Origin of the sequence: Rhodococcus sp. WY5, assembly GCF_018588185.1 — a bacterium.
In the GTDB taxonomy this organism is placed as follows: Bacteria; Actinomycetota; Actinomycetes; order Mycobacteriales; family Mycobacteriaceae; genus Rhodococcus_F; species Rhodococcus_F qingshengii.
The window spans coordinates 2,344,490-2,358,982 of sequence record NZ_JAAMPR010000001.1 but is presented as its reverse complement, the minus strand read 5'-3'; the positions used below and the strand labels follow the sequence as shown (position 1 = coordinate 2,358,982).

The 14,493-nt window shown below is 62.0% G+C and carries 13 protein-coding genes; 11 read left to right on the top strand and 2 right to left on the bottom strand.

Annotated elements, in window-relative coordinates; translation table 11 throughout:
- Positions 1–3: 3 nt before the first annotated feature.
- Positions 4–885, bottom strand: a complete 882-nt coding sequence (locus G4D79_RS10975) for an acyl-CoA thioesterase II (RefSeq protein WP_065455241.1) — start codon at positions 883–885, stop codon at positions 4–6.
- Between the two features lie 10 nt (positions 886–895).
- Complete coding sequence (locus G4D79_RS10970) at positions 896–2,257, bottom strand: MFS transporter (RefSeq protein WP_050793956.1); 1,362 nt, start codon at positions 2,255–2,257, stop codon at positions 896–898.
- A 299-nt stretch (positions 2,258–2,556) separates the two neighbouring features.
- Here G4D79_RS10970 and G4D79_RS10965 point away from each other — a divergent pair, with 299 nt between their 5' ends.
- From G4D79_RS10965 to G4D79_RS10915, 11 genes are all read left to right on the top strand, one after another.
- Complete coding sequence (locus tag G4D79_RS10965; protein ID WP_065455240.1) at positions 2,557–3,723, top strand: thiolase family protein; 1,167 nt, start codon at positions 2,557–2,559, stop codon at positions 3,721–3,723.
- A 37-nt stretch (positions 3,724–3,760) separates the two neighbouring features.
- Positions 3,761–5,293 (top strand): long-chain fatty acid--CoA ligase, encoded by a 1,533-nt coding sequence (locus tag G4D79_RS10960; RefSeq protein WP_065455239.1) that lies wholly within the window; start codon positions 3,761–3,763, stop codon positions 5,291–5,293.
- Positions 5,294–5,456: 163 nt separating this feature from the next.
- Entirely contained in the window at positions 5,457–5,909 is a 453-nt protein-coding gene (locus G4D79_RS10955) for a MaoC family dehydratase N-terminal domain-containing protein (RefSeq protein WP_054827131.1), read from the top strand.
- Positions 5,910–5,945: 36 nt separating this feature from the next.
- A complete protein-coding gene (locus tag G4D79_RS10950; protein ID WP_099697568.1) occupies positions 5,946–6,749 on the top strand; it encodes an SDR family NAD(P)-dependent oxidoreductase in 804 nt (267 codons plus the stop codon).
- A 30-nt stretch (positions 6,750–6,779) separates the two neighbouring features.
- Entirely contained in the window at positions 6,780–7,907 is a 1,128-nt protein-coding gene (locus G4D79_RS10945) for a CaiB/BaiF CoA-transferase family protein (RefSeq protein WP_099697573.1), read from the top strand.
- A gap of 19 nt (positions 7,908–7,926) precedes the next feature.
- Positions 7,927–8,730 carry an SDR family NAD(P)-dependent oxidoreductase gene (locus G4D79_RS10940; RefSeq protein ID WP_003940160.1) on the top strand — a complete coding sequence of 268 codons (804 nt, stop codon included), beginning with the start codon at positions 7,927–7,929 and terminating at the stop codon, positions 8,728–8,730.
- Positions 8,731–8,760: 30 nt separating this feature from the next.
- The gene (locus G4D79_RS10935; protein WP_065455237.1) at positions 8,761–9,948 is read left to right on the top strand and encodes a lipid-transfer protein; all 1,188 of its coding nucleotides are present in this window, start codon (positions 8,761–8,763) and stop codon (positions 9,946–9,948) included.
- 1 nt (position 9,949) lies between these two features.
- Positions 9,950–10,330: a MaoC/PaaZ C-terminal domain-containing protein gene (locus G4D79_RS10930; protein ID WP_054827133.1), complete on the top strand. Its 381-nt coding sequence runs from the start codon at positions 9,950–9,952 to the stop codon at positions 10,328–10,330.
- A 24-nt stretch (positions 10,331–10,354) separates the two neighbouring features.
- Positions 10,355–11,512: an acyl-CoA dehydrogenase family protein gene (locus G4D79_RS10925; protein ID WP_054825171.1), complete on the top strand. Its 1,158-nt coding sequence runs from the start codon at positions 10,355–10,357 to the stop codon at positions 11,510–11,512.
- A 49-nt stretch (positions 11,513–11,561) separates the two neighbouring features.
- On the top strand, positions 11,562–12,728 hold the full coding sequence (locus G4D79_RS10920; RefSeq protein WP_099697567.1) for a thiolase family protein: 1,167 nt from the start codon (positions 11,562–11,564) through the stop codon (positions 12,726–12,728).
- A gap of 31 nt (positions 12,729–12,759) precedes the next feature.
- Positions 12,760–14,430, top strand: a complete 1,671-nt coding sequence (locus G4D79_RS10915) for a class I adenylate-forming enzyme family protein (protein ID WP_166502614.1) — start codon at positions 12,760–12,762, stop codon at positions 14,428–14,430.
- Positions 14,431–14,493: the final 63 nt, after the last annotated feature.

Sequence of the window (14,493 nt, the reverse complement as noted above, 5' to 3'; positions counted from 1 at the left end):
CTTCTAGTCGATCCGGCGGACCAGCGACTCTTGAACGACAGTGGCTACCAAATCTCCTTGCCTACTCCAGAAGTGCCCACTCGACAGCCCCCGACCGTCACAGGACGATGGGCTGCTCTGAGAGAAGAGCATCCAGTCGTCAGCACGGAAGGGTCGATGGAACCACACAGCGTGATCGAGGGAAGTCACGATCGCCCTGGATTGACCCTTGAGCATCGAGCGATGCGGTTGGATGTCCAATGACGCTGTCGACGCCAATGTCATGTCAGAGCCGTACGTGAGGGCGCAGACGTGAAGCAACGGATTGTCGGGCAAGGCCTGAGCGGGTTTGAGCCACACCGTCTGCTCTGAAAGTCCCTGTACTGCACGGTGGTCCGATATCCGATCCTGCGGAACGAAGCGCAGGGACATCACTCGCACTGTTGTCGCGGCGTGGTACTCCTCAGGCCGCTCTTGCGCCCAGTGCTCGTACGGATCCGGAAGTTCCTCGGGTGGCGGCACTTCGGGCATCTCCAACTGCCGATCCGCGCCGCCTTCGGGCAGTTTGAAGGAGGCCGACAACGTGAAGATCGGTTCGCCATCTTGTCTCGCAGTGACTCGACGGGAGCGATACGATCGCCCGTCTCGGAGTCGCTCCACCTCGTAGACGATCGGTTTGGTGGGATCGCCCGCGCTGAGGAAATAACCGTGCAGCGAGTGCGCAAGATTCTCTGCTGGAACGGTACTGCCCGCGGCGGTCAGCGCCTGAGCTGCCACCTGCCCGCCGAACGCCCTCCTCGGATGCCCGGCATGGCAGTAGCCGCGAAACTCGTTGCTGCTCAATTCTTCCAAAGTGAGTAGGCTCTCGAAGTCAGGCGATACATGATGATCGAGTACGAAGGTCATCGCGATCGGCCTATCTGGCAGCAACAACGGGAGCGTTGGGGCGCACCAAGTTCTTGTCACGGGCAGGGTCGATGATGACGATGCCGACAACGGCCACGACGAGCGCAACCCCACCGAGGATCTGGAAGGCGGTTGCGTAGCCGTCGCCACCGTCGCCGGCCGCGTCGACGATGCGTCCCATCATGTACGGCGCGATGAAACCACCGAATGCCATGAGCGACAAGAACACCCCGAGTACCCCGGAAATTTGCTTCGGCGGGCACAATTCGCTCACACAGGCATTGAGAAGCGGTAGTACCGGAGTGCATATCGCGTAGCCCAAGGACACCATGAACACAGCCATGACAGGCGTACTGACGAACGGCAGGAAGACCAACATCGTACCGCCGATCAGCATGCCGACCGCAGGAAAGACCACCCGAGCAGCCCGCATGCTGACGCCTTTGGTGATGAGCCTGTCGCTGAGCCACGTGCTGCTCAACATGATCGCAAGGCCGATGAGGCTGGGGATGGAGAACATCGATCCAGCCTGGAGGCGCGAATAACCGAGGCCCAGTTCGAAGTACGACGGCAACCAGGTGAGGACTACCGCTGCCAGTGCATAGGCGGCTGCAATGAGCAGAACACCGCCGATGAAGGTGCGGGTGCGGAAGATGTGCAACCAAGGCACAGCCGGCTCAGCGTCAGTCACGGGCGCCGATGCCGTTTCGCGATCCGAGCCGTCAGGGCTCGAGTCGGCATCATCGGCCTTACCCGAGTTGCCAGTTCGTCCGTACGGACCCTCCTTCCACACCGCCAGCCACAGCGCAGCCCACAAGACCCCCGCGATCGCCAATGCGACCAGCGCAGAGCGCCAGCCCCAGGTGACCGCGACGTACGCGAGAATGGGCGCGATCGCAATCTTCGCGATCGATGCCGAGCAAGTCAGAACTGCTCCTGGCAGCCCGCGCCGCGCCGGCGCATGCCAGGAGTACGCGGCGGAGAACAGCAGGGGCGAGTTCGGCCCTTCGGCGAAGCCGAGAATCATTCGACTCACCAGCAGGGTCACGAAGCTGGCCGAAAGAATGAGCGGCAACATCGCCACGGACCACAGGACCACCAGCAGGACGAGCGCCCAGCGCAGTCCGAGCCACTTGTCGAGAGCGCCCGAGAACAAGCCACCGAGCGAGAGCATCAGAAAAAAGGCACTACCGGTCAGACCGATGTCGGAGGCGGAGAGTCCCAACTCCTTGGCCAAGGGCTGAGCGATGATGCCGAGGACTGCTTTGTCGGCAAAGTTGATGACATACATGGCGACCAGCACGCTGGTCATCCCCCAGGCCACTGTCCTGGATTCGCCTGCTTCTCCGAGCTTGGCCCGAGGCCGGTTCACCTGCTGTTCGAGTACCACTAAATCTCCTTGAAATGGTAAGGGAAGATTCGCCACGGCTTTGCCTTCGACTCCCGAGACGACCGGGTCGGTGATGGGCATCACATCGTGAACTGAGCAGAATTCAACCACTGAAATCGCTTCCCAGCAAGCAATTCGGTAGATAATGTGAATTTGCCATAACTTGATGAAATGGCAAGTATCAAATCTGGTCGCTATCGATTCCATAGTTAGCGCATATTCACTTACGCACATCCCACACGAAGATGCCGACCTCGAAGTCGGTAACGAAGGAGCACGCCATGAACGACGCCGTCATCGTCGACGCAGTTCGCACACCGGTCGGAAAGCGGAACGGAGGGCTGTCCGGGGTCCACCCGGTCGACCTGTCCGCACATGTCCTTCGCGCCCTCACCGAACGCAACGACCTCGACCCGAGCACAGTCGACGACGTCTTGTGGGGCTGCGTCAGCCAGGTCGGTGAGCAAGCCGGCGGCGTCGGCCGATACGCCGTACTGGCCGCGGGCTGGCCCGAATCGGTCACCGGTGTGACGGTGGATCGGGCATGCGGATCCTCGCAGCAGTCCTTGCATTTCGCTGCGGCCGGAATCATCAGTGGCCACTACGACATCGCCGTCGCCGGCGGCGTCGAAAGCATGAGCCGCGTCCCCATCGGCTCCGCACGCAGCGCCACCCAGTTCGGCAAGCCGTTCGGCCCGCTGGTCCGCCAGCGATACAACGGAGTGGAGTTCAACCAGGGTGTGGGCGCAGAAATGATCGCCGAGAACTTCGGGTTGACCAGAACCCAACTGGATCAGCATGCACTCGACTCTCACGAGCGAGCAGCCGCCGCCATCGACTCGGGCGCCTTCGAGAATCAGATCAGCCCGGTCAAGACGACGGCCGAGGACGGCACGGTATCCGTCGTCGACACCGATGAGGGCGTCCGGCGCGGGTCGACTCTCGCGCGATTGGGCGCACTCCCCACACCGTTCAAGGACGAGGGACGTATCACCGCTGCCAACTCGTCACAGATCTCCGACGGCGCCGCTGCGCTGTTGGTCACCAGTAGCGCATTGGCGGCACGCAGAGGGTGGAAGCCGATCGCCCGAGTCCACACCGTGGCATTAGCAGGCGTCGATCCCATAACCATGGCTACCGGCCCCATCCCGGCCACCGCCAAGGCGCTCGAGCGTGCGGGACTGTCACTGTCCGACATCGGGGCATTCGAGATCAACGAGGCTTTCGCTTCGGTCACTCTGGCTTGGCTGCAGGCGACCGGCGCCGACTATGCCAAGCTCAACCCTCTCGGCGGCGCGATGGCACTCGGTCATCCTCTCGGCGGTTCGGGCGCACGTCTGACGACGACCCTCGTACACCACATGCGCGACAACGGCATTCGGTACGGATTGCAGTCGATGTGCGAGGCTGGCGGTCAGGCCAATGCCATGATCCTGGAACTGATCTGAATCAGGCCACGCGCCCCGGACTCCTTGGAGGAAGCACATGCAACTAACTCAATTCGTTCACCGATCCATGCGAGCAGCCCCGGAAACCCCGATGACAGTGTTCGGAGATCGAGTCCGAAGCTGCCGACAATCGGTCGAACGAATCACGAAGCTGGCGGGCGGAATGCAGGCGATGGGTTTGCAACCCGGCGATCGCGTCGCGATTCTGGCATTGAACTCGGACTGGTACCACGAGGCGCTGATCGCCTGTTGGTGGTCGGGAGCAGTGGCCAGTCCCGTCAATACTCGTTGGAGCCCATCGGAAATCACGTACGCGCTCGAGGATTCCGGCTCGACCTTCCTACTGGTCGACGACAACTTCGCTTCCATCGCGATCGCCCTTCGCGAATCGTGCTCGAGTCTGGCAACCGTGATCTACTGCGGCGAAGGACAGGTTCCCGAAGGAATGCTCGACTACGAACTGGTGATCTCGGAATCGACTCCCGTTGCCGATCTACGCGTCGGTGGCGAGACCTTGGCGCTTCTTCTCTACACCGGCGGCACGACGGGCGTGCCGAAGGGTGTGATGGTCAGCCATCAATCTCTGATCACTTCGGCTCTGGGCACACTCGCCGCGGGAAATGTCGCCGTCAGCGGCGGAGTGAACCTCGCGGTCAACCCTCTGTTCCACATCGCCGGGATAGTCGGATGGTTGGCCCAGTCGTTGATGGGCGGCACTCAGGTCTTCCTGTCGCGATTCAGTCCGGGCGTATTCCTCGAAGCAGTCGACCGCCATCGGCCGACGACTGTCGGCCTGGTCCCGACGATGCTCCAGATGTTGATCTCGCACGAGGACACGACTTCCTACGATCTGACCAGTGTTCGGGTCCTGAGATACGGTGCATCCCCCATTTCTCCGACGCTCCTGCGGCAAGTCATGCACATGTTCCCCAACAGCGCCTTCGCGCAGGGCTACGGGATGACGGAAACCGCCCACATCAGTGTTCTCAGCCCCGCCGACCACCTCGAAGGCGGCGAGTTGCTCCGAAGCGCCGGTCGCATTCTCCCGCACTGCGAAGTCCGGATCGTCGATCCGACCGGAACGGAACTGTCTCCGGGAGAGATTGGCGAAATCGTCACGTTCGGCAGTCACATCATGCTCGGATACTGGAACAAACCGACCGAGACCGCCGAGGTACTACGCGACGGATGGATGCATACAGGCGATGCTGGATACCTCGACGAGCGTGGTTACCTGTTCATCGTCGATCGCATCAAGGACATGATCGTCACCGGCGGCGAGAACGTGTACTCCACCGAGGTCGAAAACGCCTTGGCTCGGCACGAATCCGTGGCAGCGTGCTCTGTCATCGGATTACCCGATTCCCGATGGGGAGAACGCGTGCACGCCGTAGTAGTTCTTCGAGCGGAATCGAACGTCGACGCCGACGCACTGCGCGCACATGTGAAGACCCTCATCGCCGGGTACAAAGTTCCTCGCACCTTCCAGTTTGTCGACGCGTTGCCGGTCAACGGTGCCGGCAAGGTACTCAAACGCGATCTGCGCGCGTTGGCCGCAGCGCCGGAGTAGCCAATCTCCCAGTCAGGCTCGGGAACCATCCATCACTTGCAGGGAATTTTCAAATTCCTTGACAACTGCACCTATCTCGGCCAAAGTGAATATGCGCTAACCGCGATTCGAAACTCATTCATCAGCTGGCGGACACTTTCGCCCAGATTCCGAGGAGTTTGTCATGACCAGCCTCGACGCCGGAGTCATCGGCACCCGAATTCCCGAACACTCGGTGGAGGTCGAGCGCGGACGGCTCGCCTTCTTCGCCCGTGCCACCGGTCAGGACGACCCGATCTACACCGATCGGAGCGCCGCCGAGCAGGCCGGACACCGCGACATCCCCGTCCCGCCGACGTTCTTGTTCTGCCTCGACATGGAGCGGCCGAATCCGTCCACGTTCTACGCAGATCTCGGAATCGACATCCGGACGATCCTGCACGGCGAGCAGGAGTTCACCTATCTCCAGACCGCTTACGCAGGTGACACCCTCCATTTCTCCACTGCGGTCACGGATTGCTACGCGAAAAAGGGTGGTGCACTGCAGTTCCTGGTTCGCACCACCGAGGTGTCACGTGACGGAGAAGCGATAGCAACCCTTCGCTCCACCACGGTCATCCGTGATCCCCGAGCTTGAAACACTCATTCAACCTAGACTGCAAGGACATTGAACATGGGCACTCTCGACGGCAAGGTCGCCATCGTATCCGGTTCCGGCCGCGGTATCGGCCGTGACATCGCACTCCGCCTCGCTTCCGAAGGCGCATCCGTAGTGGTCAACGACCTCGATCCCGAACCTGCCCACGAAACGGTCGAAGACATCAAGGCCGCCGGTGGACACGCAATCGCTTGCGTCGGATCTGTGACGGACGACGATTTCGCAGAACGTTTTGTCGGCACCGCGATCGATGCATTCGACGGACTGGACATCATTGTCAACAATGCCGGATACACCTGGGACACCGTCATCCAGAAGATGACCGACGAGCAGTGGGACACCATTCTCGACGTCCATCTGAAGGCGCCTTTCCGCATTCTTCGGGCCGCCCAGCCTTACATCAAGGCCAACCCTACCGACTACCACCGCAAGGTCGTCAACGTCTCTTCGGTGGCCGGCCTCTACGGAAACCCCGGACAGTCCAACTACGCAGCTGCCAAGGCCGGAATCGTCGGTCTGACAAAGACTCTCGCCAAAGAGTGGGGTCGCTACAAGGTCAACGTCAACGCGGTTGCCTACGGGTTCATCCTGACTCGCATGACCGAAGCGGTTGCCGGCGACGATTCGTTTGTCGAGATCGGTGGCCGCAAGATCAAGGCCGGTGTCAGCGCCGCTGTCATGGAACGAGTCAAGACGTCCAACCCGCTCGGCCGTCCAGGTACTCCCACAGAAGCTGCCGGCGCTGTGTACGTGCTCTGCACGCAGGACACCGACTACGTCAGCGGACAGTGCCTGACCGTCGATGCCGGCTCGCGCTAGTCTCCCTACCAGCGAAAGATGCCTATTTCCATGACGACTGACGCCAGTCCAAGCGGTCCGCTCGCGGGCCTTCGCATCGTCGAACTCGGCGGTATCGGTCCCGGCCCGTTCTGCGGAATGCTACTTGCCGATCAAGGCGCCGACGTGATCCGGATCGACCGTAGCACCGAGGCCGGAAACCAGTCCGGACATCCTGTGCTGCATCGCAACCGGCGTTCGGTAGCCCTCGATCTCAAGGATCCGCACGACGTCGACACCGTCTTGAAGATCATCGACACCGCCGACGCGGTCATCGAGGGCTTCCGGCCGGGAGTCACCGAGCGTCTGGGGCTCGGCCCGGACACCTGCCTGGCCAGGAACCCGAAGCTCGTGTACGGCCGGATGACCGGGTGGGGCCAGGATGGGCCGCTGGCGCATGAACCAGGCCACGATCTCAACTACATCGCTCTTACCGGCGCACTCGGGGCCATGGGAGCCCCCGGGGATGTCCCTCCGGTTCCGCTCAATCTGGTCGGAGACATGGGCGGTGGCGGAATGCTGCTGGCACTCGGTATCACGACCGCCATGCTGCGAGCACGAATCGACGGCCGCGGACAAGTGGTCGACGCGGCGATGACCGACGGCACCGCCCTCCAGTTGGCCTTGATCCACGGGCTACTCGCGCGTGATCGCTGGGTTGACGAGCGGGCATCGAACATGTTCGACGGCGGCGCTCCCTTCTACCGGAACTATCGTTGCGCCGACGGCGGATTCATGGCTGTGGGTTGCGTGGAGCCACAGTTCTACGCCGCAACCATGAGAGTGCTCGGTCTGACCGAGGATCCACTGTTCGCACAACAGCACAACAGAGATGCGTGGCCGGCAATGGCTGACCGACTCGCCGAATTGTTCGCGACCCGTACCCGCGACGAATGGGACTCTGCATTCGACATGCAGGGTGCCTGCGTCTCCCCGGTGTTGAATTTCAACGAAGCAGCGGCACACCCGCACAACGCCTTCCGTGCCACGTTCGGCAAGTTCGGCGACGGGCACATCCAACCGAATCCAGCTCCTCGCTACTCCGATACACCGGCCGATGACCCGCGTCCCGCACCCGTCATCGGTCAACACACCGACGAAGTGCTCGCCGAAATCGGCGTAGTCACCGCCACACGCTGAAACCGAAAAGGATCGCATCATGGGAACACTCGACGGCAAGGTTGCCATCGTCTCGGGCTCGGGCCGCGGCATCGGCCGCGAAATCGCTCTCAAGCTCGCCTCCGAAGGCGCCTCGGTAGTGGTCAACGACCTCGATCCCGAGCCCGCCGCTCAGACTGAACATGACATCAAGGCCGCAGGCGGACAGGCCGTCTCGTGCATCGGCTCCGTTGCCGAGGACGGATTTGCAGAACGCTTCGTGGACACTGCTGTCGAATCGTTCGGTGGACTCGACGTCATCGTCAACAACGCCGGTTACACCTGGGACAGTGTGATCCAGAAGATGACCGACGAGCAGTGGGACACCATCCTCGACGTCAACCTCAAGGCACCGTTCCGGATCCTGCGTGCCGCTCAGCCGTTCGTCAAAGCCAATCCCACCGGCTACCACCGCAAGGTCGTCAACGTTTCGTCCACCTCGGGTGTCTTCGGCAATGCAGGACAATCCAATTACGGCAGTGCAAAAGCCGCCGTCGTCGGTCTCACCAAAACGCTGGCCAAGGAGTGGGGCCGTTACAAGGTCAACGTCAACGCTGTCGCCTTCGGCTTCGTCGTCACCCGAATGACCGAGGTGACTGCCGATTCCGACACCAAGATCACGATCGACGGCCGCGACATCCGTGTCGGAGTCAATCCCGACCGCATGGCAGCCATGGCAACCACCATCCCCTTCGGCCGTGGAGCAACTCCGGTTGAAGCCGCAGGCGCCGTTTACCTGCTCTGCACACCGGAGTCCGACTACGTCAACAGCCAGTGCCTGGTTGTCGACGGCGGACGAGTCTGACACCGCTCCCCTCGATCATTCGGAGAAACTATGAGCCGCAGAGCATTTGTAGCCGGGGTCGGCATGATCCCGTTCACCAAACCAGGTAAGAGTGACGACTACGACGTCATGGGCGCAAGAGCGGCCACAGCGGCGTTGAAGGATGCGGGCCTCGAGTACTCGAAGGTTCAGCAGGCCTATGTCGGGTATGTGTACGGCGATTCCACGAGCGGCCAGCGAGCGCTGTACAACCTCGGCGAGACCGGCATCCCGGTGATCAATGTCAACAACAACTGCGCCACCGGTTCGACTGCACTCTGGCTGGCCCGTCAGGCAGTCGAAAGTGGCGCAGTGGAATGTGCTCTGGCGCTTGGCTTCGAGCAGATGCAGCCCGGAGCCCTCAAAGGCGCCTGGACTGATCGCCCGCGTCCGCTCGGCCGCTTCGACGAGGTCCTCGAGGCTGCCGCCGGGATCGACACATCAGTTCCGCGGGCTGCGCAGTACTTCGGTGTGGCGGGTATCGAATACATGGAGAAGTTCGGCATGAGGGCCGAAACCTTCGCCAAGGTCCAGGTCAAGGCACGCAAGCACTCGGCCGACAACCCGTACTCGGTGTTCCGCACACAACTCACCGAAGAAGAAGTGATGGCAGCGCCGACACTCTTCGGCCCGGTCACTCGATACCAGGCGTGCCCACCCACATGTGGCGCCGCAGCAGCGATCATTTGCTCCGAAGAGTTCGCCCGCGCCAACGGACTCCGCACAGACGTCGCGATCAAGGCGCAGTCGATGACGTCCGATCTACCCAGCACTTTCAACGAAGGAAGCATGATCAAGGCCGTCGGCTACGACGTCACCGCTTCGGCGGCTCACAACGTCTACGAGGCCTCGGGCGTCGACCCCCGCGATATCAAGGTCGTCGAGCTTCACGACTGCTTCACGGTGAACGAGGTGCTCTGCTACGAGGCTCTCGGACTCGTGGAAGAGGGCGGCGCAGAGCAGTTCATCCTCAGCGGCGACAACACCTACGGCGGACGAGTGGTGGTCAACCCGTCCGGCGGCCTTCTGTCCAAGGGCCACCCACTCGGTGCCACCGGTCTCGCCCAATGCACGGAGTTGGTATGGCAGCTTCGCGGCGACGCCGGTCCACGTCAGGTGGACGGTGCAACCCTCGCTCTGCAGCACAACCTCGGCCTCGGCGGTGCCGGAGTCGTCACCCTCTACGAAAAGGTGAGCTGAGATGGATACCGGAGACACCCTGGACCTGACGGTCCCGAAGATCACTCGCACCACACTGGCTCTGTACGCCGGGGCTTCGGGTGACCACAATCCCGTCCATATCGACATGGATGCCTGTGCGGCAGTTGGTATTCCCGACGTCTTCGCCCACGGCATGTTGTCCATGGCGTACCTCGGACGACTTCTCACCGATAACTACGAGCAGGAGCGCATCCGTTCCTTCTCTGTCCGGTTTTCCGCGATCACCCCGGTGAACTCGACGCCGCAGTGCACCGGCACGGTCGTCAAGGTCGAAGACGGCCTCGGTCACCTCGATCTCACCATGACGCTGCCCGACGGCACCGTGACACTGCGCGGTTCCGCAGTCGTCGCGGTCAACTAACCCTCCACGAGAAAGCAGAACGAGATGAAGCGCAACCTCTTCACCCAAGAGCACGAGGACTTCCGCGAAACGATCCGCACGTTCATCGCCAAGGAGGTCACTCCGTTCTACGCAGACTGGGAACGTGACAACCGCGTCCCACGAGAGTTGTTCAACAAGCTCGGCGATCTCGGTGTCATGGGTTTCGACATCCCCGAGGAGTACGGCGGAACCGGCACGATCAGCTACAAGTTCCAAGCGGTGATGGACGAGGAAACCTCGCGCGCGGCGGTGAGCTTCGGCCACTACACGGTCAGTACAGGCATCGTCCTGCCGTACCTCTTGCGTCTGGCGAACGAAGAACAGAAGCAGCGCTGGCTCCCGTCGATCGCCACCGGCGAGAAGACGCTGTGCATCGCCATGACCGAACCCGGCACCGGTTCCGATCTGGCCGGCATCCGTACCACTGCCAAGCTCTCCGAAGACGGCACGCACTACGTGCTGAACGGGGCGAAGACATTCATCACGGGAGCGGTCAATTCCGAACTGTGCGTGGTGGTTGCACGCACGTCCGCGCCTGCAGAGGACGACCGCCGCTTCGGCCTGAGCTTGATGGTGGTTCCCACCGACGCACCCGGCTTCGAATACGGTCGCAAACTCGAGAAACTCGGCCTGCGCGCCAGTGACACCAGCGAGCTTTCATTCACCGACGTCAAGGTTCCGGTTGCCGATCTCCTCGGCGAGCAGGACAAGGGGTTCTCGTACCTGGGGCAGAACCTGCCGCGTGAGCGCCTCTCGATCGGCAGTCGTGGCGTGGCATCTGCCCGTGCTGCAATCGAATTCGCGAAGGCATACGTCCAGGAACGCCAGGTGTTCGGCAAGCCCGTCGCAGCGTTCCAGAACACCAAGTTCGTTCTCGCCGAGTGCTCTGCCGAGGTCGAGGCCGCGCAAGCACTCGCCGATCGCGGCATCGAACTCGACGATTCAGGCGAACTCACTGCCGCCGACGCGGCGCGCATCAAGCTGTTCGGTACCGAGGTCGCCGCGCGCGTGATCGACAAGTGCCTGCAATTGCACGGCGGCTACGGCTACATGCTCGAGTACCCGATCGCACGCCTGTACGCGGACACTCGTGTGAGCCGCATCTACGGCGGTACAAGCGAAGTCATGAAGACGATCATCGCCAAGGACATGGGTCTGTAGAGACCAGAGCCAGATCTTCCCAGTCACACGAACGATCGAAGGAGTTCCCATGCGTGACGCAGTCATCGTCGACGCCGTCCGGACCGCAGTCGGTAAACGAAACGGTGCACTTTCCCGAATGCATGCAGTCTCACTGTCTGCACATGTTCTCGAGGCCTTGGCCGATCGAGTAGATCTCGATCCGGCGCTCGTGGACGACGTGATCTGGGGCTGCGTCGGCACGCTCGGGATGCAGTCCGGTTGCATCGCCCGGTCTTCGGTCCTGGCGGCCGGTTGGCCCGAACATGTGCCCGGGGTTACCGTCGATCGCCAGTGCGGGTCGTCTCAGCAGGCAGTTCACCAGGCGGCTGCCGGCGTGATCTCCGGCCAGTACGACGTCGCGATCGCGGGCGGCGTCGAGATGATGAGCGCTGTACCGATGGGCTCCGCGCGTGCGGACGCACGTTTCGGTGAGCCGCACGGGCCGCTTGTCTGGGAGCGCTACAACGGTATCCGATTCAACCAGGGCGTGGGCGCCCAGATGATTGCCGAAAAGTACGGCATCTCGCGAGCCGAACTGGATCAGCATGCGCTGGATTCGCACGAGCGCGCCGCCGCCGCCGTCGACGAAGGTCGCTTCAAGGATCAGATCACTGCTGTGACGGTGACCGACGCCGACGGCCGCAGCAGTGTCTTCGAGAAGGACGAGGGTGTGCGCCGCGGTGGCACCCTCGAAAAACTCGGATCGCTCAAACCTGCTTTTTCCGAGGATGGTTCGATTACCGCTGGTAATTCGTCGCAGATCTCCGACGGTTCCGGCGCGCTGCTCGTGACCACCAGCGAGTTCGCGAGGTCTCAGGGTTGGACACCCATCGCGCGTATTCACACCGCGGTGGTCACCGGTACGGATCCGGTCACCATGCTCGAGGGTCCGATTCCGGCTACGGCGAAAGCTCTTGCAAAGTCCGGTCTCTCGATCGGTGACATCGGCGCATTCGAGATCAACGAGGCTTTTGCCTCGGTGTCGCTCGCGTGGCTCCGTGAGACCGGCGCCGATTACGAACGCATGAACCCAAACGGTGGCGCGATGGCACTGGGTCATCCGATCGGCGGTTCCGGCGCACGTCTGATGACCACTCTGGTACATCACATGCGAGAGAACGGCATCCGCTACGGATTGCAGTCCATGTGCGAAGGCGGCGGAATGGCCAATGCCACGATTCTCGAGCTGATCTGAGATGACGGCTACAGAGATCCAGAGCCCTGACATGAGTTCGAGTTGGCCACTCGGGCTGCCCCGCAGCTTGGAATATCCCGACTGTGGTGCCGATGCGATCCTGGCCGGAGCGGCCCGCTCGTACCCGGACCGCCTCGCGCTCGTCGACGGCGACACGTCACTGACCTACTCGCAATTGCGTGATCAAGCGCTGCGCGTAGCGCAGGGCCTGCGGGAGCGCGGTGTCCAGCCGGGTGACGCCGTGGGACTGCACATGCCGAACTCGATCTGGTTCATTGTCGCGTACTACGGCGCACTGTGCGCCGGAGCAGCAGTGGCTCCGATAAATCCGGCCCAGCCCGTGGCCGAATTGAAGCGCCAACTAGACGACGTCGACGCCAAGGTCGTCTTCACCCATCCATCTTGTGCTGCAACGGCAATCGAGGTCAACGCACTGTCCACACCGCCTCGCATCCTGGTACTGGTTCCGGGAGCCGGCGCGCAGTCCGGCCATTGCGAAGGTCTCACCTCCATCACAGACCTCGCCTCGTCGAAACCGCTGGCCGACTACCGGGTGGATCCCGAACTTGTTGCTCACCTGCAATTGACCGGCGGCACAACCGGAAAGTCCAAGGCCGTACGAGTGCTGCACCGGAATCTCGTGGCCAACGTGCTCCAATCCGCCTGTTGGCGCTCCGGTCATCGAACCGAACTAGTCGACGGGGCACTTCTCGTTCGGCCGATCGACGGCGCGTTGACGCGTTACTCCATCGTTCCGGGTGAGGGCGCGTCGATCTCGATCGCGCCGCTGTTTCACGGACTCGGTCTGGTCAGTCACAACTTCACCACCTTGCTCGGTGGCACGGTGGTACTCGGGACGCGCTTCGATCCGGACCGATTTCTCGCCGACGTCGACAGGTATCGAGTGACGTACATCGGCGGGTCTCCCACCATGTACTACGCGTTGCTACGCGCACGAACCCTGCGTGAGCACGATCTGGGTTCGGTTCGGATTCTCGGATCCGGAGCAGCCCCACTCGACACGACGGCGATCCGTACACTGCGAGGGGTCTTTCCGAACGCACTCGTCACCGAAGGCTACGGGCTCAGCGAAGCAACAATGGGTCTGACGATGGGTTCACCGTGCGAAGAACGCCCCACCCCGTTGGGGAGCGTCGGCCTCCCCTTCCCCGACACCGAGATTCAGATCCGCGACGAAGTCACCGAAGCTGTACTGGCAGCGGGCGAGACCGGTCAGATCTGGGCCCGAGGTCCGCAGATCGCCGACGGATATCACAACGAACCGGAACTCAGCGCCGGCCAGTTCATCGGCGGTTGGCTTCATACCGGAGACATGGGTTGGCGTGACGAGCAGGGCAACCTGTTCATCGGTGGGCGCTCCAAGGACTTGATCATCTACAAGGGGTACAACGTCTACCCGCAGCCACTCGAAGAGTTGGTGTGCTCGCACCCCGACGTATTGCAGGCGGCTGTAGTCGGCGCCCCCGACCAACTGGCCGGGGAGATTCCGGTGGCCTTCGTCGTGGTCGACTCGGAGTCAGTCGATCGGGTCGAGCAGATTGCCACCGAGATCATGGAGCACGTTGCCACGCAGGTTGCTCCGTACCAGAAGATACGTGACGTATACGTACTCGACGAGTTGCCGTCGACCCAGACGGGGAAGATCCGTAAGAACGAACTTCGTGACAGTCTGGCGCCCTGAGCGTTCGTCCCTCACACGACTACAGTTGCGCGGTATCCGAGAGTTCTACGGATACCGCGCAAC